The 21,906-nt window shown below is 71.9% G+C and carries 25 protein-coding genes, 1 pseudogene and 1 riboswitch; of the genes and pseudogenes, 19 read left to right on the top strand and 7 right to left on the bottom strand.

Annotation, left to right across the window (positions count from 1 at the left end; translation table 11 throughout):
- Positions 1-83 precede the first annotated feature (83 nt).
- Positions 84-1,145 (top strand): AAA family ATPase, encoded by a 1,062-nt coding sequence (locus BM362_RS27390; protein ID WP_067587258.1) that lies wholly within the window; start codon positions 84-86, stop codon positions 1,143-1,145.
- On the top strand, positions 1,142-3,010 hold the full coding sequence (locus BM362_RS27385) for a vWA domain-containing protein (protein ID WP_093575079.1): 1,869 nt from the start codon (positions 1,142-1,144) through the stop codon (positions 3,008-3,010). Before BM362_RS27390 ends, BM362_RS27385 begins: the two co-directional genes overlap by 4 nt.
- Positions 3,011-3,043: 33 nt before the next feature.
- Here BM362_RS27385 and BM362_RS27380 read toward each other — a convergent pair whose 3' ends face one another.
- Both BM362_RS27380 and BM362_RS47655 read right to left on the bottom strand, forming a co-directional pair.
- The gene (locus BM362_RS27380; RefSeq protein ID WP_093575078.1) at positions 3,044-3,298 is read right to left on the bottom strand and encodes a hypothetical protein; all 255 of its coding nucleotides are present in this window, start codon (positions 3,296-3,298) and stop codon (positions 3,044-3,046) included.
- 4 nt (positions 3,299-3,302) lie between these two features.
- Positions 3,303-3,479 carry a hypothetical protein gene (locus BM362_RS47655; protein ID WP_167545454.1) on the bottom strand — a complete coding sequence of 59 codons (177 nt, stop codon included), beginning with the start codon at positions 3,477-3,479 and terminating at the stop codon, positions 3,303-3,305.
- A 655-nt stretch (positions 3,480-4,134) separates the two neighbouring features.
- Between BM362_RS47655 and cobA the strand changes: the two genes are divergently transcribed.
- Positions 4,135-5,361, top strand: coding sequence for a uroporphyrinogen-III C-methyltransferase (cobA, locus tag BM362_RS27375; protein WP_093575077.1), 1,227 nt, complete (start codon positions 4,135-4,137; stop codon positions 5,359-5,361).
- A gap of 29 nt (positions 5,362-5,390) precedes the next feature.
- Entirely contained in the window at positions 5,391-6,158 is a 768-nt protein-coding gene (locus BM362_RS27370) for a PIG-L deacetylase family protein (RefSeq protein WP_067587272.1), read from the top strand.
- A gap of 172 nt (positions 6,159-6,330) precedes the next feature.
- Here BM362_RS27370 and BM362_RS27365 read toward each other — a convergent pair whose 3' ends face one another.
- Positions 6,331-7,206 carry an alpha/beta fold hydrolase gene (locus tag BM362_RS27365; RefSeq protein ID WP_093575076.1) on the bottom strand — a complete coding sequence of 292 codons (876 nt, stop codon included), beginning with the start codon at positions 7,204-7,206 and terminating at the stop codon, positions 6,331-6,333.
- A 110-nt stretch (positions 7,207-7,316) separates the two neighbouring features.
- Between BM362_RS27365 and BM362_RS27360 the strand changes: the two genes are divergently transcribed.
- Together BM362_RS27360 and BM362_RS27355 are read left to right on the top strand one after the other, a co-directional pair.
- Complete coding sequence (locus tag BM362_RS27360; RefSeq protein ID WP_067587278.1) at positions 7,317-8,159, top strand: crotonase/enoyl-CoA hydratase family protein; 843 nt, start codon at positions 7,317-7,319, stop codon at positions 8,157-8,159.
- A gap of 35 nt (positions 8,160-8,194) precedes the next feature.
- Positions 8,195-9,901: an AMP-binding protein gene (locus tag BM362_RS27355; RefSeq protein ID WP_093575075.1), complete on the top strand. Its 1,707-nt coding sequence runs from the start codon at positions 8,195-8,197 to the stop codon at positions 9,899-9,901.
- 21 nt (positions 9,902-9,922) lie between these two features.
- Here the strand turns inward: BM362_RS27355 and BM362_RS48390 are convergent, their stop codons facing one another.
- Complete coding sequence (locus BM362_RS48390; protein ID WP_208865353.1) at positions 9,923-10,441, bottom strand: hypothetical protein; 519 nt, start codon at positions 10,439-10,441, stop codon at positions 9,923-9,925.
- A gap of 271 nt (positions 10,442-10,712) precedes the next feature.
- Here BM362_RS48390 and BM362_RS27345 point away from each other — a divergent pair, with 271 nt between their 5' ends.
- The 6 genes from BM362_RS27345 (at position 10,713) to BM362_RS27320 (ending at position 14,546) form a co-directional block, all read left to right on the top strand.
- Positions 10,713-10,946 (top strand): hypothetical protein, encoded by a 234-nt coding sequence (locus tag BM362_RS27345; RefSeq protein ID WP_067587284.1) that lies wholly within the window; start codon positions 10,713-10,715, stop codon positions 10,944-10,946.
- Positions 10,947-11,471: 525 nt separating this feature from the next.
- A complete protein-coding gene (gene clsA, locus BM362_RS27340) occupies positions 11,472-12,068 on the top strand; it encodes a cardiolipin synthase ClsA (RefSeq protein ID WP_067587287.1) in 597 nt (198 codons plus the stop codon).
- A 46-nt stretch (positions 12,069-12,114) separates the two neighbouring features.
- Positions 12,115-12,498 (top strand): glycine cleavage system protein GcvH, encoded by a 384-nt coding sequence (gcvH, locus tag BM362_RS27335; RefSeq protein WP_067587291.1) that lies wholly within the window; start codon positions 12,115-12,117, stop codon positions 12,496-12,498.
- A 124-nt stretch (positions 12,499-12,622) separates the two neighbouring features.
- Complete coding sequence (gene garA, locus BM362_RS27330) at positions 12,623-13,093, top strand: glycogen accumulation regulator GarA (RefSeq protein WP_009078859.1); 471 nt, start codon at positions 12,623-12,625, stop codon at positions 13,091-13,093.
- Positions 13,090-13,860: a transcriptional regulator FtsR gene (gene ftsR / locus BM362_RS27325; RefSeq protein ID WP_167545453.1), complete on the top strand. Its 771-nt coding sequence runs from the start codon at positions 13,090-13,092 to the stop codon at positions 13,858-13,860. Before garA ends, ftsR begins: the two co-directional genes overlap by 4 nt.
- A gap of 212 nt (positions 13,861-14,072) precedes the next feature.
- On the top strand, positions 14,073-14,546 hold the full coding sequence (locus tag BM362_RS27320; RefSeq protein WP_009078856.1) for a bifunctional nuclease family protein: 474 nt from the start codon (positions 14,073-14,075) through the stop codon (positions 14,544-14,546).
- A 36-nt stretch (positions 14,547-14,582) separates the two neighbouring features.
- Here BM362_RS27320 and BM362_RS27315 read toward each other — a convergent pair whose 3' ends face one another.
- Positions 14,583-15,212 carry a TetR/AcrR family transcriptional regulator gene (locus BM362_RS27315; RefSeq protein WP_067587296.1) on the bottom strand — a complete coding sequence of 210 codons (630 nt, stop codon included), beginning with the start codon at positions 15,210-15,212 and terminating at the stop codon, positions 14,583-14,585.
- 259 nt (positions 15,213-15,471) lie between these two features.
- Here BM362_RS27315 and BM362_RS27310 point away from each other — a divergent pair, with 259 nt between their 5' ends.
- Positions 15,472-16,053, top strand: coding sequence for a MerR family transcriptional regulator (locus BM362_RS27310; protein ID WP_067587299.1), 582 nt, complete (start codon positions 15,472-15,474; stop codon positions 16,051-16,053).
- Between the two features lie 33 nt (positions 16,054-16,086).
- A riboswitch (glycine riboswitch) is annotated at positions 16,087-16,186 on the top strand.
- Between the two features lie 227 nt (positions 16,187-16,413).
- On the opposite strand, the gene BM362_RS27305 is transcribed toward BM362_RS27310, so the two are convergent.
- Positions 16,414-16,788, bottom strand: a complete 375-nt coding sequence (locus BM362_RS27305; protein ID WP_067587302.1) for a nuclear transport factor 2 family protein — start codon at positions 16,786-16,788, stop codon at positions 16,414-16,416.
- Positions 16,789-16,898: 110 nt separating this feature from the next.
- Between BM362_RS27305 and BM362_RS50035 the strand changes: the two are divergent.
- Both BM362_RS50035 and BM362_RS50030 read left to right on the top strand, forming a co-directional pair.
- Positions 16,899-17,231: pseudogene (locus BM362_RS50035) on the top strand (nucleotidyltransferase family protein); the annotation flags it as partial.
- 23 nt (positions 17,232-17,254) lie between these two features.
- Positions 17,255-17,488: a nucleotidyltransferase family protein gene (locus tag BM362_RS50030; protein WP_280142746.1), complete on the top strand. Its 234-nt coding sequence runs from the start codon at positions 17,255-17,257 to the stop codon at positions 17,486-17,488.
- Positions 17,489-17,619: 131 nt separating this feature from the next.
- Here BM362_RS50030 and BM362_RS27295 read toward each other — a convergent pair whose 3' ends face one another.
- A complete protein-coding gene (locus BM362_RS27295) occupies positions 17,620-18,522 on the bottom strand; it encodes a LysR family transcriptional regulator (protein ID WP_093575074.1) in 903 nt (300 codons plus the stop codon).
- Positions 18,523-18,592: 70 nt separating this feature from the next.
- On the opposite strand from BM362_RS27295, the gene BM362_RS27290 reads away from it, so the two are divergent.
- The 4 genes from BM362_RS27290 to BM362_RS27275 are packed head-to-tail and all read left to right on the top strand — an operon-like array spanning position 18,593 to position 21,649.
- Positions 18,593-19,282, top strand: coding sequence for a nitroreductase family protein (locus BM362_RS27290; protein ID WP_093575073.1), 690 nt, complete (start codon positions 18,593-18,595; stop codon positions 19,280-19,282).
- A gap of 36 nt (positions 19,283-19,318) precedes the next feature.
- A complete protein-coding gene (locus tag BM362_RS27285) occupies positions 19,319-20,116 on the top strand; it encodes a helix-turn-helix domain-containing protein (RefSeq protein WP_067587311.1) in 798 nt (265 codons plus the stop codon).
- 20 nt (positions 20,117-20,136) lie between these two features.
- On the top strand, positions 20,137-21,123 hold the full coding sequence (locus BM362_RS27280; RefSeq protein ID WP_093575072.1) for a zinc-dependent alcohol dehydrogenase: 987 nt from the start codon (positions 20,137-20,139) through the stop codon (positions 21,121-21,123).
- Between the two features lie 40 nt (positions 21,124-21,163).
- Complete coding sequence (locus BM362_RS27275; protein WP_093575071.1) at positions 21,164-21,649, top strand: GNAT family N-acetyltransferase; 486 nt, start codon at positions 21,164-21,166, stop codon at positions 21,647-21,649.
- Positions 21,650-21,906 lie beyond the last annotated feature (257 nt).

Below are 21,906 nucleotides of genomic sequence, written 5' to 3'. Positions count from 1 at the left end.
CGGGCAGCGGGCCGGGCGCGCGACCATCACGGCACGAAACGGGCGTCGCACGAGGATGTCCCGACACCGGAAAGGTCCGCGTTGTGCACGCCCAGCTCACGGTCACCCCCGCCCAGCTGCCCGACATCCTGCTCACGACCGCCGTCGTCCGTCCGGTCTTCCTCTGGGGCGCGCCCGGAATCGGGAAGTCTTCGCTGGTCCGGGAATTCGCGGCGGCGCTCGGCCTCGAATGCGTCTCGCTGCTCGGCACGCAGCTCGCGCCCGAGGACCTGATCGGCGTCCCGCAGATCGTCGACGGCCGCAGCCGGTTCTGCCCGCCCGAGCAGATCGCGCGCGACGAGCCGTACTGCCTGTTCCTGGACGAGCTGAACGCCGCGTCGCCGGACGTGCAGAAGGCGTTCTATTCGCTGATCCTCGACCGGCGGATCGGCTCCTACGAGCTGCCGCCCGGTTCGGTGGTGATCGGCGCCGGCAACCGCGCCACCGACCAGGCGCTCGCCCGGCCGATGGCCTCGGCGCTGGTGAACCGGCTGGTCCACCTTCACCTGCGCGCGTCGGCGGGCGACTGGCTCGCCTGGGCGGCGGGCAACGGCATCCATCCGGCAGTGGTCGAATACCTGACCCAGCGCCCGGACCACCTGTGGAGCCAGCCGCCGAAGACCGAGGAGCCCTTCTCCACGCCGAGGTCCTGGCACATGCTGTCCGACCTGCTGCATTCGGCAGGCGATGCGCTCGACGACGAGACCGCCGGGCTGCTCGCGTACGCCACGCTCACCCGGCAGCACGCAGGCGCGTTTCGGTCCTATCTCAAGGTCGCGCGGCACGCCTACGACCTGGAAGCCATCCTCAAGGGCGACGCGCGCTGGCCCGCCGAGGCGGGCGAGCGCGACCTGCTCTACTTCCTCGCCGAGACCTTCCGCGTCCGGCTCTCCCGCGACCTGCCCGCGGACAAGCGGCACGCGTCGGCGGCGGTGCGGCAGTTCGCGTTCCGGGCGAAGAGCCTGCTGGTCGAACTGGCGGAGATCTCGCTGGAGATGGCGCAGCTGGTGATCGCGGACGACGAGGCGGGCAACCCGCGCCTGCCGGCGTGGTTCCTGGTCGAAGCCGCGCGCGACCTGCCTCGGCTGGTGGCGGCCCGGGCATGAGCACCGTCCGCTCCGACGCTCGCCTCCGCGAACGCCGGAACAAGGCGATCGACGCGGGCTGGGCGCTGGTCCGCGCGAACACCGTCCTGAAGCGGCTCGCGGAGGGCGCGAGCCTGGACCGCGTCAGCCTGACCGGCGCCGCGGCTTGGGCAGTCGTCGCCGACCGCGGCCTGATCACCGCGAACCGCTCCCGCGACGCCGAACCGGCCGAGTGGGCATGGGTGTTCGCGCATCTGCTGCTGCACCTCGGCCTCGGCCATCTGGACGAGGGACAGCTCGCCGAGGCGGACGCGATCACTGCCGACCGCGACGTCGACGCGAGCTACGGCGCGGCATGTTGCGTCGCGGTGCACCGGTTCGCGGGGGCAGTGCGGGTCGGGACGCCGCTCACGCTGCTGCCCGAACTTCCCGGCACGGACGAGCTTTCCCTTGCCCGCGCTTGGCGCGACACCGGTGTTCCGGAGGTCTTCCGTTCGCTCGGCACCGGCGGCGACCGGCCGTGTCTCGCGCTCACGGAGCCGCCGAGCCGCTGGCACGCCCAGTACTACGGGAAGTCCGCGCCGTGGACCGAGCGGTTCGTGCACGGCCTGATCGCTTCGGCCACCGAGGCGATGGAGCAGGCCGCCGACGCGCGCGGCCAGACCCGGCACCGGCGGAGGCTGGGGGAGTGGGACCGCGCGCTGGGCTGGTTCGCGTCGTCGTTCCCGCTGCTGGGCGCGGTGGCCGCCGGGTTCACGCTGATCGCCGATCCGGAGGTGGTCCGCGCCTGGGACATCTCGGTCGCGGCGGTCGACGCCGAACACGGCGAGATCTACGTCAACCCGCATGCCGCGCTGACCGCCGAGGAATGGCGGTTCGTGTTCGCCCACGAGATGCTGCACGCCGCGCTCCGGCACGACCGCCGTGCGCTCGGCCGCGATCCGTATCTGTGGAACGTCGCGTGCGACTACGTGGTCAACGGCTGGCTGGTCGCCCTCGGCGTCGGCGAATTGCCCGGCGACGGGCTGCACGATCCGCAGCTGGCCGGGCTGTCCGCGGAATCGGTGTACGACACGCTGACCACCGATCTGCGCCGCGCCCGCAAACTGCGCACGCTGGGCGGCCGCGAGGCGGGCGACGTCCTCGGCGACTGGCTGTCCGAGCCGGACGCCGCCGCCCGCCGTTCCTCGCGCCGGGCCGAACCCAAGCCGCTGCCGTGGCGCGACGGCGACCGGACCGGCGGCGTCGACCTGGACGAGTTCTATCGCCGCGCGCTCAGCCAGGGGCTCGGCCTGCTGCCGCTCGGGCTGGAACAGGAGATCCGCGCGCTGGACCACCCGCCGCTGCCGTGGGACGCGCAGCTGGCGCAGTGGTTCGACGAGCACGTCCGGGCCGAGCGGCCGGTGCGCAGCTACGCGCGGGCGTCGCGCCGTCAGCCGGCGACGCCGGACATCCCGCGTCCGGGCCTGGTCCGTCCGGAGCGGATCGACCGCCGCGCGACCTTCGGCGTCGTGCTGGACACCTCCGGGTCGATGAACGCGGAACTGCTGGGCAAGGCGCTCGGCGCGATCGCGTCGTACGCGCGGGCCCGCGACGTCCCGGCCGCCCGGGTGGTGTTCTGCGACGCGGCCGCCTACGACGCCGGATACCTCGCCGTGGAAGACATCGCGGGCCGGGTAAGGGTCCGCGGCCGCGGCGGCACCCGGCTGCAGCCCGGGGTCGAGCTGCTGCGCCGCGCCCCGGATTTCCCGGCGGACGGGCCGGTGCTGATCATCACTGACGCGCAGTGCGATCACGTGCGGCCGTCGCGGGAGCATGCTTTTCTGGTTCCGCGTGGCGCTCGGCTGCCGTTCGTGCCGCGCGGTCCGGTTTTCCGGGTCGAGTGAGGACCGGATTGACGCGCGAAGCCGCACCCGGTGCTAGTGGAGTTTCCAAGCCACCGCATGCGTTTTGCAGCCGGTGGGGTCCGCGCTTCCGACGAGGTAGCCGCTGTCGGCGATCCACTCCGCCTTGCTGTGACTGCCGCCGGGAAGGATCCCGAACCGCGCGATGTCCTCGTTCTCGTACCAGACAGTCGCGCGTTTCTGCGAAGCCCCCACCGCGTTGCCGTTCGAGCCGACCCCCGCGATGTCCCCGTCGACGAGGCAGATGGTGCCGTCCGGGTCCCAAAGCACCGAATCACAGATACCCGCTGCCGGTCGCGTAGCCGGTGGGGCCGGCCTGATTGAGCCAGCTCGGATGCGGGCTCGGCCAGTCCAGCCGGTGCAGCACGCCGTTCCGGTCCCAGGTCGTCGGTGCGGAGATGCCGTGCTCGACGCCGGTCAGGTGCCCGCCGATCGTCCCGTCCCGGTCCATGACGTTGTTCGCGCTGGCCCACGCGGTCGGTGATCGGCCCGCCGTTGACCCACCGCACCGAGTGGGCCTTCGCCGGGTTCGTGTCCAGGCCGGAGATGACGGCGCCGTCGGCGAGATGCCGGTCGCGATGCACCACGTGTCGCCGGGAGCGTGCCGAGGTGGGCGACCTGGCCGTCCGGGTCCCAGCGGAAGGGGTGCTCCAGGTTGTCCGGCGTCAGCCATTCGCCGACGACGACGCCGGTGTCGCGCGCCGGGACGGCGACGGTCGGCGTCAGCATGTAACCCGCGGCGACGCCGTGGCTGTTGACGGCGCGCGCCTGCCCCTGTGTCGCGCCCGGCGCGGGCGGGCTAGCACGAGCAGAGCCTCGGCCACCGCACCCGCGCGTCTTCGTCTGGCCGCACGATTCCTTGTCATCATGACTCCCCACGTGATCCGGTATGCGCCCAGCAGTCGCTTCCGGACGCGGCGGCGGATTTGGGTGCGGACAGCCGACGCATTTTCCCGTGTCGTTAGCCCCAGCGGCCTCAGCCGCACTCCGGCGTGGCATGACCCGCGCTCGCCGCGACGAGAAGACGGTGCGCCGCCCGTATCTCCGCCTTCCTCCCCTCCGCCGCCCTCGACGGAGGCGCTGCGCGCCGCTGTTAGATTCGGCGCATGGACGACCCGCACTACCTTTCCGGCCTCGACCTGACCGGCCGCCGCGTCGTGGTGTTCGGCGGCGGTTCCGTCGCCCAGCGCCGGCTTCCGCGGCTGATCAGCGCGGGCGCCCGCGTCGAGCTGGTGTCGCCGCACACGACGCCGTCGGTGCAGGGGATGGCGGACGCGGGCGAGCTGGTGTGGCACCAGCGCCGCTACGCCGAGGGCGACCTGCGCGCGGCTTGGTATGCGCTGGCCTGCACGAACGACCCGGCGACCAACGCCGAGATCTGCGCGGAGGCGGAGCGGGAACGCGTCTTCTGCGTCCGCGCCGACGAGGGCGAGTCCGGTTCGGCGGTGACCCCCGCGACCGGACGGCACGGCGGCCTCCTGTTCGGCGTCCTGTCCGGCGGCGAGCCGCTCCGCTCGGCCGCGGTCCGCGATGCGATGCTGGACGGCCTGCACGCGGGCACGATCGAGGACGGCCGCCGGCCGCATCCGGAAGGCACGCTGCCCGGCGTCGCGCTGGTCGGCGGCGGGCCCGGCGACCCGGACCTGATCACCGTCCGCGCCCGGCGGCTGCTCTCGCGCGCCGACGTCGTGGTCGTCGACCGGCTCGGCCCGCGCGACCTGCTGGACGAATTGGCGCCGGAGGTCGAGGTCGTCGACGCGGCGAAGATCCCGTACGGCCGCGCGGCGAGCCAGGACGTGATCAACCGGACGCTTGTCGAAAAGGCCAAGGAGGGCAAGTTCGTCGTCCGGCTCAAGGGCGGCGACCCGTACCTGTTCGGCCGCGGATTCGAAGAGGTCCAGGCGTGTGCCGAGGCCGGCGTGCCGGTGACCATGGTCCCGGGCATCACCTCGGCGTTCGCGGTGCCCGCGGCGGCCGACGTCCCGGTGACGCACCGCGGGGTCGCGCACGAGGTGGTCGTCGTGTCCGGGCACGTCGCGCCGGGGGACGAGCGGTCGCTGGTGGACTGGTCGCTGCTGGCCCGGATGCGCGGGACGATCGTGCTGATGATGGGCGTCGAGCGGCTGCCGAAGTTCGCCGCCGCCCTGCTCGAAGGCGGCCGCCCCGGCGACACGCCGGTCGCCGTGGTCGAGGACGGGACGATGCGGACCCAGCGGGTGCTGCGGTCGACGCTCGCCTCGGTGGCCGAGGAAGCGGCGGCCGCGGGAGTCCGCCCGCCCGCGGTGATCGTGTTCGGCCCGGTGGCCGGACTGGACCGGAATCAGGCCGGATAACGCGGACAGCGGGCCGTCCGCGGGCGAAGATGTCCGGTATGACCCTGCCTGCCCTGCCTGAAGAGTCCTTCCGGCGCGTGCTCTGCGTCGTCGCGCACCCGGACGACATGGAGTACGGCACGTCCGCCGCCGTCGCGCGCTGGACCGCGCGCGGCATCGAGGTCGCCTACCTCCTGCTCACCCGCGGCGAGGCGGGCATGCCGAACCCGCCCGAGGAGACGGCCCGCCTGCGCGTCGCCGAACAGCGCAACGCCTGCGCGGCCGTCGGCGTCGAGCGCCTCGCCGTCCTCGAACATCCGGACGGCGTGCTCGTCTACGGCCTCGACCTGCGCCGGGACATCGCCCGCGAGATCCGCCGGTGCAAGCCCGACGTCGTGCTCGGCTGCGGATTCGACGTCGAAACGCCCTACGGCTTCGACCAGGCCGACCACCGTGCCGCCGGACTCGCGACCCTCGACGCGATCCGCGACGCGGGCAACCGGTGGGTCTTCCCGGAGCAGATCGACGACGAGGGCCTCGCCCCGCATTCCGCGCGCTGGTACCTCGTCCCCGGACTCCCCGGTTCCGGGGCGACCCACGGCGTCGACGTCACCGGAGAACCGCTGCAGCGCGGTGTCGCGTCCCTGGAGGCGCACGCGGCGTACCTGGCCGCGCTCCCGGACCACCCCGCGCCCGCGGACTTCATCCCGCAGTTCACGGCGATGAGCGGCAAGGCCATGGGCGTGGAGCACGCCGTCCTGTTCCGCGCGCACGACCTCCAGGCACCGCCGGAGTCCCCCGGCCTCGACGAGGATTGACCCGTGCCGGGGGTTCGTGAGGGGAACCCTGACGGAATCAGAGTTCCCCTCACGAACCTCGCTGAGCCGCTCAGGACCGAACTCGCCGATGGCGTGCACGGCAGGGGGCACGCCGCTGCGGACGACCTTCGCGCCCCGCCCGACGTGCCGTGAAGGACCTCGGGAGCCGGGCTCAGGCGGGGTAGCGGCGAAAGGCGAAGTCCCGGATCGCCGCGCTCAACCGCTTCGGGTCGAACCGCAGCTCGACCGGGCTCCGGGCCTGGACGAACTCGGCGTCCGGCAGGTCCTCGGCCAGACTGCCCGCGTCGCCGAAGGGGTGGATCGGGTCGCCCTCGTGCCCGATCACCAGCGTCGGCGTGGTGATCGTGCCCCGGATCGACTTCGGCGGCGCGACGCGGCCGAACAGCACGCCGTGCAGCAACGCGGCCATCGGCGCCGGTTCCTGGCTCAGCGTGTCCGTGATGACGTCCACCCATTGGTTCCCGTGCGGCACCAGGTGCGCGGCCAACGCCACCCCGCGCACTGTCGCGGGCAGGAAGCGCGCGGCGAACAACAGGGGTGCGAAGGTCAGCAGCCCGGCGATGATCGCGTTGTCCAGCACCGGCATTTCGACCACCAGCCCGCGCACCCGCGACGGCGCGGCGACGGCCACCTCCAGCGCCACGTTCGCGCCCAGCGAGGTGCCGCCGACCACCGCGTCCTCGATCTCCAGGTGGTCGAGCAGCGCGACGGCCTGTTCGCCGAACGCGGGCATCGAATAGCGCCACGACTGTGTCGGCCGGTCCGAATCGCCGTGGCCGAGCAGGTCGAGGGTCACCACGCGGAACCCCGCGCGGGCGAGCCGCCTGGCCAGCGGCGCGTGCATCCGGCGGGTGAACATGATCCCGTGCATCAGCACCACGACGCGGTCGCCGCTGCCGTATTCGGTGTAGCACAGGCGCTGGCCCTCGTGCCGGAACGAGCCGGACAGCTCGATCGGCCTTGCCTTGCGGGCCGCCGCGGGTTCCGCCGGCGGCGCGTCGGCGACGGGCACGGGTGCCGGATCCATACGGGCGCCTCCCTCTCCACCTCGGGTCTCCAGGAAAGCATCCCGCAGCCGGGTTGGCACAGTGTCAACTCCGATGGGCTGGGCTGGCGGGGATGCGTCAAGATGACCGTATGACCGAACCAGCAGCCGCCCTGCCCGAACTCGCCTCGCTCCGCGTCGACCTCGACGGACCGGTCGCCGAGGTCACCCTGCTCGGCCCGGGCAAGGGCAACGCGATGGGCCCGGACTTCTGGCGGGAGCTGCCGCTGGTGTTCGCCGCCCTCGACGCCGACCCGCGCGTGCGCGCCGTGGTCCTCGCCGGAAGCGGCAAGCACTTCTCCTACGGCCTCGACCTGCCCGCGATGATGGGCAGCTGGGCCCCGCTGCTGGCGGGCGACGCGCTGGCCGGGCCGCGCACCGAGTTCCACCGCGAGGTCCAGCGGCTGCAGCAGGCGGTCAGCTCGATCGCCGAATGCCGCAAACCGGTGGTCGCCGCCGTGTCCGGCTGGTGCATCGGCGGCGGCGTGGACGTCATCACCGCCGCCGACATCCGCCTCGCCAGCGAGGACGCCAAGTTCAGCGTCCGCGAGGTGAAGGTCGCGATCGTCGCCGACATCGGCAGCCTCCAGCGGCTCGCGCCGATCGTCGGCGAGGGCCATGTCCGCGAGCTGGCCCTGACCGGCAAGGACGTCGACGCCGCGCGGGCGGAGAAGATCGGCCTGGTCAACGACGTGTACCCGGACCAGGAGACGCTGCTGGCCAAGGCCCGCGAGCTGGCCGCGGAGATCGCCGCGAACCCGCCGCTGGTCGTCCAGGGCACCAAGCAGGTGCTGTCGGCGAACACCGAACGCCAGGTCGCCGAGGGCCTGCGCTACGTCGCCGCGTGGAACTCCGCGTTCCTGCCGAGCAAGGACCTCCAGGAAGCCGTCCAGGCCTTCCTGGAGCGACGAGCGCCGGAGTTCACGGGCGAGTAGAACAGGCACGGGAAAGCGAGCACGAGGAGTACGACGTGAGCAACGGCGCTGAGGTCACCGGCTACCAGGCATTCCGCGCGGCGCGGGACTATCTGCAGGCCCACCGCGAGGACTACGACACTGCCTATCGCGAGTTCGCGTGGCCGCGGCTGGACGAGTTCAACTGGGCGCTGGACTGGTTCGACGCCGTCGCGGCGGACCCGGCGAACGCGCAGCGGTACGCGCTGTGGATCGTGGAAGAGGACGGCACCGAGAACCGCTGGACGTTCCCGGAGATGTCCGCCCGGTCCAACCAGGTCGCGAACTGGCTGCGCGGCCTCGGCGTCTCGCGCGGCGACCGGGTGATCGTCATGCTCGGCAACCAGGGCGAGCTGTGGGAGACCATCCTCGCGGCGATCAAGCTCGGCGCGGTCGTGATCCCGGCGTCCACGTTGCTCGGCCCGGTCGATCTCGTGGACCGGGTGGAGCGCGGCAACGCGAAACACGTGATCGTGCGCGACGTCGACGCGGAGAAGTTCGCCGACGTCGCGGGCGACTACACGCGCATCGCGGTCGGCGAGCCGGTTTCCGGGTGGCACGCCTTCGAAACCGCGTACGCGTCCTCCGCCGAATTCACCCCGGACGGGGTCACCCGCGCCGAGGATCCGCTGCTGCTGTACTTCACCTCGGGCACCACCGCGAAGCCGAAACTCGTGCAGCACACGCACGTTTCGTACCCGGTCGGCCATCTGTCCACAATGTACTGGATCGGGCTGGAACCGGGCGACGTCCACCTCAACATCTCGTCGCCGGGCTGGGCCAAGCACGCGTGGAGCAATTTCTTCGCGCCGTGGAACGCCGAAGCGACCGTGTTCCTCTACAACTACGCGCGGTTCGACGCGGCCGCCCTGATGGCGCAGATGGACCGCTGCGCGGTCACCAGCTTCTGCGCGCCGCCGACGGTGTGGCGGATGCTGATCCAGGCCGACCTCAGCGCGCTGCGGACGCCGCCGAAGAAGGTCGTCGGCGCGGGGGAGCCGCTCAACCCCGAGGTGATCGAGCAGGTCGAGAAGGCGTGGGGCGTCACCATCCGGGACGGCTTCGGGCAGACCGAAACCAGCGTCCAGGTCGCGAACACGCCGGGCCAGGACGTCGTGGCCGGTTCGATGGGCCGCCCGCTGCCCGGATTCGCGGTCGCGCTGGTCGACCCGGTCACCGGCGAGCGCGCGGCCGAGGGCGAGATCTGCCTCGACCTCGCGCACCGGCCGGTCGGCCTGATGGCGGGCTACACCGACGACGACGAACGCACCTCGGCCGCGTTCGCGAACGGCTACTACCACACCGGAGACGTCGGCTCGGTCGACGAACGCGGCTACATCACCTACGTCGGCCGCACCGACGACGTCTTCAAGGCCTCGGACTACCGGATCTCGCCGTTCGAACTGGAGAGCGTCCTGCTGGAGCACGAAGCGGTCGCCGAGGCGGCGGTGGTGCCCGCGCCGGACCCGATCCGGCTGGCCGTGCCCAAGGCCTACGTCGTGCTCGCCGCCGGACGCGAGCCGAACGCCGAGACCGCGCGGGAGATCCTGGCGTACGCGCGGGAGCACCTCGCCCCGTACAAGCGGATCCGGCGGCTGGAGTTCGGCGACCTGCCGAAGACCATCTCGGGCAAGATCCGCCGGGTCGAACTGCGCGGCCGGGAGGGCGGCGAGCGGCCGGAGGGCGAGTTCCGCGAGGACGACTTCCCGGCTCTCAAGTCTTGAGAGCCGGCGGTGGTCCCGGTCTCATTCGGCCGGGACCACCGCCGCCAGCACGGTCTGCTCGCCCTTGCTGCACGTGGTGCCGCCCTGCGCGGCGGGCGGGCCGGAAACGCACAGCCAGCCGTCGACGGTCGCGTTGACCGGGTTGTTCGAGCCCGCCGCCTGGCGGCCGTTGATCGCCTGGTGGAACTTCTTGACGAGCGCCATCGCGTCGGCGCACGGAGTGGCTTTGTTGTCGTAGACGTACAGTGTCGTCCCGCTCGCCGCGGTGACTGTGCCGCAGGTGCCCGGAGTGGCCGGCGGTGCCTGTTTCGACGGTTTCGGCGCGGCCGCGGTGCTGCGGGGTGCGGCGGGCGGGCTGCTCGCGCCCGCGGTCTGCGGAAGCGGCGGGGGAGCGTGGCTGCTCGGCGCTGCCGAGGCGATCGCGGAGGGCGCCGACGACGCGGCCGCCGGTGACGCTTGATCCCCCGAACAGGCGGTGAGCGCGGGCAAAACCACCACAGCCGCGCACAGCGGCCCGTACACGGTTTTCGACGGGAGCACCGCGATCCTTTCTCCGGGGTCGCGCCCATTCTGGCCCCTCGCGCCCCCGCTGAGCGGCACCGACACACCGGAGCGGCCTCGTTTCAGTCTACTGTGGACGGTTGTTTTCGGTTTCCGGACTGGGAAATCCGCATCGCCGGGACCCATCGTTCGGAGGAATCCGGCCCGGGGCGGTTAACGCTCGGCGGTTCCGCGCCGACGTAAAGGGCAGGCGCCCCGCGCGTTCCAGGTCCCCGAAGCCCGACGCCAGAGAGCACGAGTCACCGAGAGCATGAGCACCGAAACCGTCCCCGCAGCCGAGACCGACGCCCCGACCGACCCGCCGACCGAACCCTGCAGCGTGGTGTGGTGCGGCGGCCGCCCCTACGTCCTCGAAGCCGGAGCCGTGCGCCCGCGCTGGGTGGGCACCGACGGCCGCGGCCGTCCCGAAACGCTGAGCACCGCGCAGCTGCGGCGCCGCGGCTGGAGCCACCGCCGCGCGGCCGGCAGGCGGCGCTCTCGCTGAGACTTCCGCCGGACTGCGGCCGGAGCCGGGGAGGGGTTCCGGCCGCCGTCCGCCGGATCCGCCGTTTTTCCTGGTGCTGCACCGGTTCACCTGCTGTACCGGCTTGCCCGCCGTGGCGGTTCGTTCGTGGCGCTGGCTTGCCCGCCGTGCCGGTTCGCTCGCGGCACCGGTTCACCCTCGGCACCGGTTCGCCTCGGCACCGACGGAATCGTTCCAGGCCGAGCCGGACGGACCCCGCCGCGCCGGTTCGCCGAAGTCTTCCTCGCGGCACAGCGAGCAACCCGACGGCGTCAGCCATCCCGTGCGCGGAGGTTCCCCCACTGCCAGCGGACCTCCGCGGGAGCGAAGCCGGGCGGCCCGCCGGTGTTCCGCGGCGAACTCGCCGCGCCCCGCGCCGCCGAGAAAACCCCGATGTGGCGTTCGGTGCGTTCAGCACCCGCCGAACCCCGCCTCAGCACAACCGCGGCCCCGCCTTTCACCCCGCCACGACAACCCTCACGATCCCGTCCGCTCTAGGCTGACCAAGTGACCACGGTCCCCGACGAGCCCAAGACCGAGCCCTCCCTGTGGCGGCAGGCGCTCACCGTCCCCAACCTGCTGTCGCTGCTGCGCCTGGCGGGCGTCCCGGTGTTCCTGTGGCTGCTGCTCGGCCCGAAGGAAGACGGCTGGGCGCTCGCCCTGCTGATCTTCTCCGCGCTCACCGACTGGCTCGACGGCAAGCTCGCCCGCTGGCTCGACCAGATGTCGCGGCTCGGGCAGCTGCTCGACCCCGCCGCGGACCGGCTCTACATCCTCGCCACGCTCGTCGCGTTCCTGATCCGCGACATCATCCCGTGGTGGGTCGTCGTGCCGCTGGTGCTGCGCGAGCTGGTGCTCGGGGTGTGCGTGATGCTGCTGCGCCGCGGCGGGTTCGCGCCGCCCGAGGTGACCTACATCGGCAAGGGCGCGACCTTCGTCCTCATGTACGCCTTCCCGTTCCTGCTGCTCACGCAGGGCGGCTCGGACGTCGCCGCGGTCGCGCGGCCGATCGCCTACGCGTTCATGGTGTGGGGCGGCGTCCTCTACCTCTGGTCCGGCGTGCTCTACGTCGTGCAGGCGGCTCGCGCGCTGCGCACCCGGTGAGGGAAGATTGCCGGCAGGAAAGCCGGCACCAGGAAGGGGAGCGGCGTTGACCACTCCGGAAGAACTGCGCTACACCGAGGAGCACGAGTGGGTCGCGGCCCGCGAGGGTTCGCTCGTGCGGGTGGGCATCACCGAATACGCCCAGGACCAGCTCGGCGACGTCGTGTTCGTCGACCTGCCCGAGGTCGGCAAGCAGGTCGGGGCGGGCGACGCGTTCGGCGAGGTCGAGTCCACGAAGAGCGTCTCGGAGCTGTTCGCGCCGGTCGACGGCGAGATCGTCGCGGTCAACTCCGCGGTCGCCGATTCGCCGGAGCTCGTCAACTCCGACCCCTACGGCGAGGGCTGGCTCGTGGAGATCCGGCTCGATGACCCGGCCGGTCTCGAGGCGCTGCTCGAGGCCGAGGCGTACCAGGCGCTCATCAAGGGCTGAGCCGTTCGGCCGGGCGCCGGAGCCGCAAGGGGAGCCCGAGGGTTCCGGGCCGGTCGGGCACGGTACGTTGACAGCTGCACGTTCTTGGTCGACGACAACACTTCATGCGTAGAGGAGAGCTCAGGTGAGCACGAACGACGGGCCCGGCGTTCCCCCGGAGCAGTCTCCGGAGCGGACCTCTGTCTTCCGGGCCGATTTCCTGGCCGACATGGAAGGCCAGCAGGAGTCCGCGCCGGCCGCCGAGGCACCGGTGCAGGGCGTCGACGCCCTGCCGCCGGGTTCCGCCCTCCTGGTCGTGAAGCGCGGGCCCAACGCGGGCTCCCGCTTCCTGCTCGACCGCGACACCACCAGCGCGGGACGGCACCCCGACAGCGACATCTTCCTCGACGACGTCACGGTTTCCCGCCGCCACGCGGAATTCCGGCGCGAGGGCGGGGAGTTCGTCGTGATCGACGTCGGCAGCCTGAACGGCACCTACGTCAACCGCGAGCCGGTCGACCAGGCCGTCCTCGCCGGCGGCGACGAGGTGCAGATCGGCAAGTTCCGCCTGGTCTTCCTGACCGGCCCGGGGCACGGGGGCCAGGGAGCGCAGTGACGGCGGCCGGGCAGCCCGGTCGTCAGGAGGCCCGGCGGGACGGGTTGAGCATCGGGGCGGTGCTCGCGCAGCTGCGCGGGGACTTCCCCGATGTCACGATTTCCAAGATCCGTTTCCTTGAGGCGGAAGGCCTGGTCCGCCCGGGCCGCACGCCCTCGGGGTACCGGCAGTTCTCGCCGGCGGACGTGGAACGCCTGCGGTACGTGCTGTCCGCGCAGCGCGACCACTACCTCCCGCTCAAGGTCATCAAGGAGCAGCTCGACGCGGCAGGCGCGGGCGTGCAACCGCCCGCGCCGGTCCCGTCGGCTCCCCAGCTGCCGCGGCGGCTCGTGCCGCTCGGCGACGGGAGCGATCCGGCGGGACTGCCCGCGGCGGCGGACTTCGAGACCGGGCCGGACACCCGGCTCACCCAGGAAGACCTGCTGGAACAGGCGGGCATCGACGACGCGATGCTCGCCGAGCTGTGCCAGTACGGCCTGCTGCGTCCCGGCGCGGCGGGTTTTTTCGGCCCGGAGTCGGTGCTGATCGCCCGCACCGTCAAAGCGATGACCGAGTTCGGGCTCGAACCGCGGCACCTGCGCGCGTTCCGCGCCGCGGCCGACCGCGAGGTCGGCCTGCTGGAGCAGATCGTGACCCCGGCGTACCGGCATCGCGACGCGGACGCGAAGGCGCGCGCCGACGAGGTCGTGCGCGAGCTGGCCGCGCTGTCGGTCACGCTGCACACGCTGCTCGTCAAAGCCGGCATCCGCGGCGTGGCCGGCGACTGACCCGTATGCCCGAGACGCGTTTTCGGCCACTTGTCAATGACTGAACCTCAGCGCCGGGATGCCGTACCGTGAGAGACGGTTCGCGAGACCACGAACCGAGAATGTCCGCTGCGAGCGAGCACAGCGCCCGGATGACGGGTAGCGTCGGAGACAACGGTCGTCAGCCGTCGCCAGCGCTGCGGCCCGTGTGCACGAGAGGGAGGCGAAGCCCGATGAGCGAGATGCGCGTCGTCGGCGTGCGGGTCGAACTGCCCGCGAATCAGCCGATCTTGTTGCTGCGGGAGACCGAGGGCGAGCGGTACCTGCCGATCTGGATCGGCTCGGTCGAAGCCACCGCGATCGCCCTGGAACAGCAAGGCGTGCGGCCCGCGCGGCCGCTCACCCACGATCTGCTCAAAGAGGTCATCGGCGCGCTCGGCCGCGAGCTTGAGCAGGTCGTGATCACCGATCTCAAAGAAGGCACGTTCTTCGCCGAGCTGGTCTTCGACGGCGACATCCGGGTGTCGGCCCGCCCGAGCGACTCGGTCGCGCTGGCGCTGCGGATCGGGGTCCCGATCCACGCGGTCGACGCGGTGCTCGAGGAAGCCGGGCTGATCATCCCGGACGAGCAGGAGGACGAGGTCGAGAAGTTCCGCGAGTTCCTCGACTCCGTGTCCCCGGAAGACTTCCGCGGCGCCGACACCTGATCGCCGCTGCCCGGCGGTTTCCCGCCGGGCACGAGCTCACCGCGCGGTGGCGCGGGCGAACAGGTCGGCCAGCTCCCGGCCGTAGCGATCGAGGTCCACCGCCGGATCGGCGGCGTAGGCGGCCGCGACCCCGTCGATGGCCTGCGCGATGGACAGCGCCACGATCTCCGGCGAGATGTCGCCGAACGCCCCTTCTGTGCGGCCCTGTTCCAGTTGCCGCCGCAGCGCGCCGGTGCGCAGCTGCCCGACCATGACGCCGGTCATCGCCCAGCCGTCGCGGTCGTCGGCGTGCGCGGCCATCTCGACCAGCACCCGCTCGCATTGCGGGTAGTCGCGCAGGAACGCGACCGAAGTTTCGATGTACGCGCGCAGGTTCCCCGCCCGGTCCGCCGGGTCGACGCCCTCGCTGCGCCGGCGCAGGTATTCCGATTTGGTCTCGGACACCGTGCTCAGCACCGCCTGCATGAGGCCGGCCTTGGTGGTGAAGTGGTACGAGATCAGCCGCGTGCTGCTGAGCCCGGCCCGTTCCTTGATGCGCGCGAAGGTGGTGCGCGCGTACCCGTGGTCGGCGATCGTGGCGATGGTCGCGCCGATGATCTGCGCCCGGGTGGTGGCCTCGGTGACGCTGAGGCCCAGTTCGGCTTGCGTGTCGATGTTTACTTGCATGAGTAATAAGTTACTCGGCTGAGTAAAAACTGTCCATCCCGTGCGGCGAACGGGCCAAAGCCTCGACACGGGCTTGAGGTCCGCCGCGCGTCGCGTTGACCGGCTCGCGGCGCAGCCTTACCGTCAAAGGCGGTAAATCGCCATGATGTGATTCGCCGACCCGGCGCGCTCGTGGCAGTTTTCCCCGGCCGATCCCGATCCTGGGCTCGACCGGCCTGTCGAACGCCCCGCCGCGAGGCCGGGCGAGGGGAGGCTTGCGGTGGTCGAGGCTGGTCGTCCGGAGATACCTGCCGGACCTGTCGCCGACGGCGAGCAGGGCGAGCTGTTCCCCGACGCCTCGCTGCCCGACGAGCTGGTCGGCTACCGCGGTCCCGCGGCCTGCCAGATCGCCGGGATCACCTACCGCCAGCTGGACTACTGGGCGCGCACGAAGCTGATCGCGCCCAGCATCCGGACGGCGCACGGTTCGGGGTCGCAGCGGCTGTACTCGTTCAAGGACATCCTGGTCCTCAAGGTGGTGAAACGCCTGCTGGACACCGGGGTCTCGCTGCAGAACATCCGCGTCGCGGTGGACCACCTGCGCGTGCGCGGGGTGCGCGACCTGGCGAAGGTCACGCTGTTCTCCGACGGCACCACGGTGTACGAATGCACGTCGCCGGAGGAGATCGTGGATCTGCTCCAGGGCGGCCAGGGCGTCTTCGGCATCGCGGTCAGCGGGGCGATGCAGGAGATCAGCGGCACGATCCACGAGTTCCCGGCCGAGCGTGCCGACGGCGGACTGGTCGAGGCCGTCGTGCCGGACGAGTTGACCCAGCGCCGCAACGCCCGCCGCACGGGCTGATCTTCCTCCGCGCTAGACTGGGCGCGCGATCGACGAACCCGCGCGGGAGAGACCGGACCGGCATCCCCGGTCCGGCGCCGAAGGAGCAAGTCCTCCCCGGAACCTCTCAGGCACCCTGGACCGCGCGGACGAGACGCCTCTGGAAAGCGCATCGGCAGGAGACCACCAGCCGGTGCCGCCGACGGTGCAAACCCGGGTATCCACGCGGGTGAAACTCTCAGGCGCCCCGCGGGGTACGGACAGAGTGGGGAGGGCCACGCCCGCTGTGCGGCGTGGCTTCGCCGGGTGAGGTTCAGACCTCCCGGGTGGTCTGAACCTCGCGGATGTGGTCAAGACCACATCCCCGGCGTCTCCGGTCGGTCAGCCCGGAATCTTGTCCAGGAAGCCGTGCACCTTGGCGATCCGGCCACCGGCGATTTCCACGACGTCGAACCCGATCGCGATCGGCTCGGGGTTGCCCGGAGCCGACAGGTGCCACTGGAACCGTGCGAGATCGTGGTGCGCGTCCGGCTCCGCGGGCAGGCTGAAGACCAGCCCGGCGAACTGCGCCTGCGCGCCGCCGATGAACCCGTCGATCTCGTCCTGGCCGGCGACCGCGCCGAGCGGGTCGGTGTAGGCCGCGCCCGGCGCGAAGACCTCCGAGACGAGCTGGCGGCGCCGCTGCGGGTCGGTCTCGTTCCACACGTCGAGGTAACGGCGGGCGAGGTCGGCGGCGGTCGGTGCGGTGGTGGTCATGTCGGGGTTCTCCTTGTGTCGTCCCGTTTTCGGTAGCGCCAAGCCTGGCCGAGGTTCGGCGGCCGGTCGATTACGCGGGAGGTAATCGGTCCGCTGTGCTAAACCAGGGCATGGACTGCGGCCGGACGGCGATGGAGCGGCAACCCGAGAAATTCCGCGAGATCGTGACGCGCCACGACCTGGTGCCGGAAGTGCTGGCGCGGGCGGCGGAGCTGGCGCTTCCCAGTTGGTACCTGACCGCGGGCCGCTGGTGCCAGACCGTGCGGAACGTGGTGACCGGACGCCCGCCCGCCGAGGGCAGCAAGGACTACGACCTGTTCTCCTTCGATGACTCGGATCTCAGCTGGGACGCGGAGAACGCGGTCATCGAGGAGGGCGCCCGGAGGTTCGCGGATCTCCCCGCGTCGGTGGAAATCCGCAACGATGCGCGGGTGCACCTCTGGTACGAGGATCGCTTCGGCGTGCTGTGCGCGCCGTACTCGTCCACCGAGGCGGCCATCGACTCACGACGCCTTGCCTGGGGATCCGGCTGGCCGGCGGAGGGGAGTGGCAGGTCTACGCGCCGCACGGGTTCGCGGACATGTTCTCCCTCGTCGTCCGGCCCCGTCCCGGGCACGCGCCGCAGAGCAGTTACGAGGCGAAAGCCCGGCGCTGGCAAGAACAACGGCCGGAGTTGACCGTCCTGCCCTGGCCCAGCTGACGGGTGTCTCGGCGGAAGCTTCCGGGGCGGGCATGCGCGGCGACCGTGGCTGTGGCGCAACGGTTTGGCGCGGCCGCTTCGCCGAGAAAGCCCGGTGCTGGCCGGACTTCTCGGGCGCGAACCGTGCGGAGTCACGTTCTGGCGCCGAAAAACTCCCGGCAGAAAGTGCGGAACGTTTCGGCCCGCCGGGTCAACCGGGCGCCTTCCGCGCGAGCCAGCACCACCGGCGTCGTCGGGACTCGCTCGCGGAGCGGCCGTACGGCGAACGGCGTGCCCTCGACGGAAAGCTCCAACGACGGCCGCTGAACGGAGAGCGTGTAGCCCAGCCCCCGGGCGACCAACGCGCGCGCCAGTTCGAAGCTCGTCGTGCGGTGCGCGACCGGCATCGGCAGGCCGACAGCGGCGAAGACGTCCCGGAAATAGCGCTCCGACGGCGGTACGTCCAGCAGGACGAACGGCTCATCGGCCAAGGCGCGCAACGAAACCGTCTTGCGGCGGGCGAGGGGGTGCGCCAAGGGTAGGAGGACGCTCGGCGGCTGGTCGTACAGCTGGTCCGCCGCGATCCCGGGCACCAGGTCTTGCCGGTACAGCACAGCCAGGTCGCAGCGGCCCTCCAGCAGGAGGTGCTGCAGGTCGGGCAGCGTGCCTTCGACGAAGGAGACGTCGACTTCCGGGTGCTGGGTGCGGAAGGTCGCCAGCGCGGCGGGTACGTGGAGCGGCGCGAGGGGTGTGTAACAGCCGAAGTTCAGGCGTCCGGCCAGGTCTTGGCCGTAGTCGCGGGCAGTGGCGCCGAGTTCGGCGACCGAGGTGAGCACCGCGCGGGCCTCGCCGGCGACCTGGCGGCCGGCGTCGGTCAGCGCGGTCGCGCGGCCGGGGCCGCGGAGGACGAGCTGCACGCCCAAAGTCCGTTCCAGCGAAGCGATCGCCAGCGACACCGCCGACTGCGACACGTGGCAGCTGTCCGCGGCCGCGGTGAGGCCGCCGGTGTCGGCGACCGCGACCAGATACTCGAGCTGGCGCAACGAGGGAGACATCAGTGCAGCTTATGTCGTTCACGAGAAATGTGAACTGGACCGATGACCGCCGGCGCGGCAGGGTCGGGGCATGACCCGGCACCAGCACCCGTTCGTCCCCTACGCGCCGCCGCGGCTGTCCCCGGAGGAGGGCCTCGCCCGCGGGCAGGAGCTGTACCGGCTGCTCGACCGGCGCCGGTCGGTCCGCTGGTTCTCGCCGGACCCGGTGCCGCTCGAAGCGATCGAGACCGCGGTGCGGATCGCGAACACCGCGCCGAGCGGGGCGCACCACCAGCCGTGGACGTTCGTCGCGACCGGCGACCCGGACCTCAAGCGGGCGGTGCGCGAGGCGGCCGAGGCCGAGGAGCGGAAGTTCTACCGCGAACGCGACGCGCCGGACTGGCACGCGGCGCTCGCCCGGCTCGAAACCGACGAGCACAAGGAGTTCCTCGAAATCGCGCCGTGGCTGGTGGTCGCGTTCGCGCAGAAGAGCACGCCGCTGCCGGACGGTTCGCTGCGGAAGAACTACTACGTCAACGAGAGCGTCGGCATCGCGTGCGGCATGTTCATCACCGCGCTGCACACGATGGGCCTGGCGACGCTCACCCACACGCCGAACCCGATGGGCTTCCTCAGCGAGGTCTTCGAGCGCCCGGTCACCGAACGGCCCTACATCCTGTTCCCGGTCGGCTATCCCGCTCCGGACTGCGAGGCGCCGGACCTCGACCGCAAACCGCTCGCCGAGGCGCTGGTGGTGCACGCGCCGTTACCCCGGGGATAATGGTCTCCCGGCCGGCGACGCCGTAGCGTCGGACGCGTGACGACCACGGTGAAGGCCCCGATCGGCGAACTGCTCCGGGAATGGCGCGACCGCCGCCGCCTCAGTCAGCTCGCCCTCGCGATCTCGGCGGACATCTCGACGCGCCACCTGAGCTTCGTCGAGACCGGCCGGTCCAGGCCGAGCCGGGACATGGTGCTGCGGCTGGGCGAGCACCTCGACCTCCCGCTGCGCGAACGCAACCGCCTGCTGCTCGCCGCGGGCTACGCGCCCGCCTACGGCGAGTCCGACATCGGAGCGCCGGAAATGACCGTGATCCGCGAGGCGGTCCGGCGGTTGCTCGCCGGGCACGACCCGTACCCGGCGGCGGTGGTCGACCGCGGCTGGAACCTCGTCGACGCCAACCTCAGCCTCGGCGTGCTCACCGAGGGCATCGCGCCCTCGCTGCTGGCCGGCCCGGTGAACGTGCTGCGCGCGACGCTGCACCCGGACGGCATGGCGCCGCGGGTGCTGAACCTGGGGGAGTGGCGCGCGCATCTGCTGGGCCGGCTGCGCCGCCAGGTCGAGCAGACCGCCGACGCCGGGCTCGCCGAACTGCTGGAGGAGCTGCGCGGGTATCCGTGCGACGACGAGGTCCCCGAGCTGGAGATCCCCGGCCCAGGTGACATTTTCGTGCCGTTGCGTTACCGGCACGAGGATCTGGAGCTGACCTTCTTCAGCACGGTCGCGACCTTCGGGACGCCGCTGGACGTGACGGTCGCCGAGCTGGTGATCGAGTCGTTCTATCCGGCCGATCCGGCGACGGCGGCGTTCCTGCGCGAGCGCGTGACCGGCTGAGCGCCGCTACGATCGGGGCCATGCGGGCGTTCGTGGTGACCGGACCGGGGGAGGCCGGGCCTGCCGAGGTGCCGGAGCCGGCCGCCGGGGTCGGCGAGGTCGTCGTCGACGTGGAGCGCGCCGGGGTGTGCGGCACCGACGTCGAGTTCTTCACCGGCGAGATGCAGTACCTCGCCGACGGGCACGCCCGCTACCCGATGCGGCTCGGCCACGAATGGTGCGGGACGGTGTCCGAGGTCGGCCGGGGCGTGCATCCGGCGTGGGTCGGCCGCCGCGTCACCGGGGACACGATGCTCGGGTGCGGGGACTGCCGGCGGTGCCGGGGCGGGCGCCAGCACGTCTGCGCGGACCGGCAGGAGGTCGGCATCCGCGGCGGCCGGGCCGGAGCGCTCGCCGAACGCCTCGCCGTGCCGGTGCGCTCGCTGCACGAACTGCCCGACACCGTGGATCCCGTCGCCGGCGCGCTGGTCGAACCGGGCGGCAACGCCTGCCGGGCGGCGCGGGCGGCCGCGGGCGAACGGGTGCTGGTTCTCGGCCCGGGGACGATCGGATTGCTCACCGCCCTGTTCCTCAAGGCCGCGGGCAGCGAGGTCCATCTGGTGGGCGCGACGCCGTGGTCGGCGGAATTCGCGCGCGGCTTGGGTTTTTCCGCCGGGACGAACGTTCCGGAACCGCCCTTCGACGCGGTGGTCGACGCGACCGGCGATCCCTCGGCTCCCGCCCTCGCGGCCGAGGTGGTCGAACCGGCGGGACGGATCGTCTGCATCGGACTGTCCGGGCGGCCGAGCCTGCTGGACACGCGGATGCTGGCGGTGAAGGACGTCACCGCGATCGGCGTGCTGAGCGGCTCGCCGGGCTTGGCGCGGGCGATCGACGCGTACGCGTCCGGCGAGGTGGACCCGCGGCCGTTGGTGGCGGGGACGGTCGGGCTGGGCGGGGTCGCGGCGGTGCTCGGCGGGGAGCGGCCGCCGGGAGGGCCGAAGATCCACGTCGACCCGCGACGGTGACCAGGTTGCTCGGCGCGCGCGAAAACGAGAGGGTCGGGACATGAGCGCCGACCTGACTTTCCGCCAGCCGCACGAAAACGACCACGCGCGCGTCCTTGCCGCGCTGGGACCGTGGTGGGGCGGGTTGAAGGGCGAAGCCGGCGCGAAGGAGCGGGCGTTGCTCGTGCCACGCCTGTACTTCCAGCACTTCACCACGACGAGCCGCCTGGTGGAGCGTCCGGACGGGACGCTGGCAGCCTTTCTGATCGGTTTCGTCTCGCAGACCGACCCCGACACCGCCTACATCCACTTCGTCGGTGTCGACCCGGAGCTGCACGGCCAGGGAATCGGCCGTTCGCTGTACGAGTGGTTTTTCGGGCAGGTGCGGGAATCGGGGGTGCGCAGGGTGAAGTGCATCACGAGCCCGCAGAACACCGCTTCGCGCGCGTACCACGCCCGGCTCGGGTTCGAGGTGTCCGACGTGCTTCCCGACTATGACGGGCCGGGCTTGGACCGGGTCGCGTTCAGCCGCGGCATCGCCGCCTGACTCCCGGCAGAACGCGGATCCGGCTTGAGCCAGGGGAGGTCTGGCGGTCGCTGGTCCTGCTCGGGTGTGGGCCCGGACTTGTCGCGCTCGAATCCGCCAGGGGGACGGGACATCGGGTCCCGCGCCGCGGCGACCTGGACGGTGATCGGGCGGTACAGCGTGAAAACAACGCTCACCCGCGGCCGCCGCACCGTCACGACCCGGCGGATCTTGGTCGGAAGGGTCCTGGGGGCGGCCGGTCCGGCGCAGTGATCGCC

The sequence above is a fragment of the Amycolatopsis rubida genome, assembly GCF_900115345.1.
GTDB lineage: Bacteria > Actinomycetota > Actinomycetes > Mycobacteriales > Pseudonocardiaceae > Amycolatopsis > Amycolatopsis rubida.
Note: the sequence above shows the minus strand (reverse complement) of the source record. Positions and strands in the feature narration are given on the sequence as shown.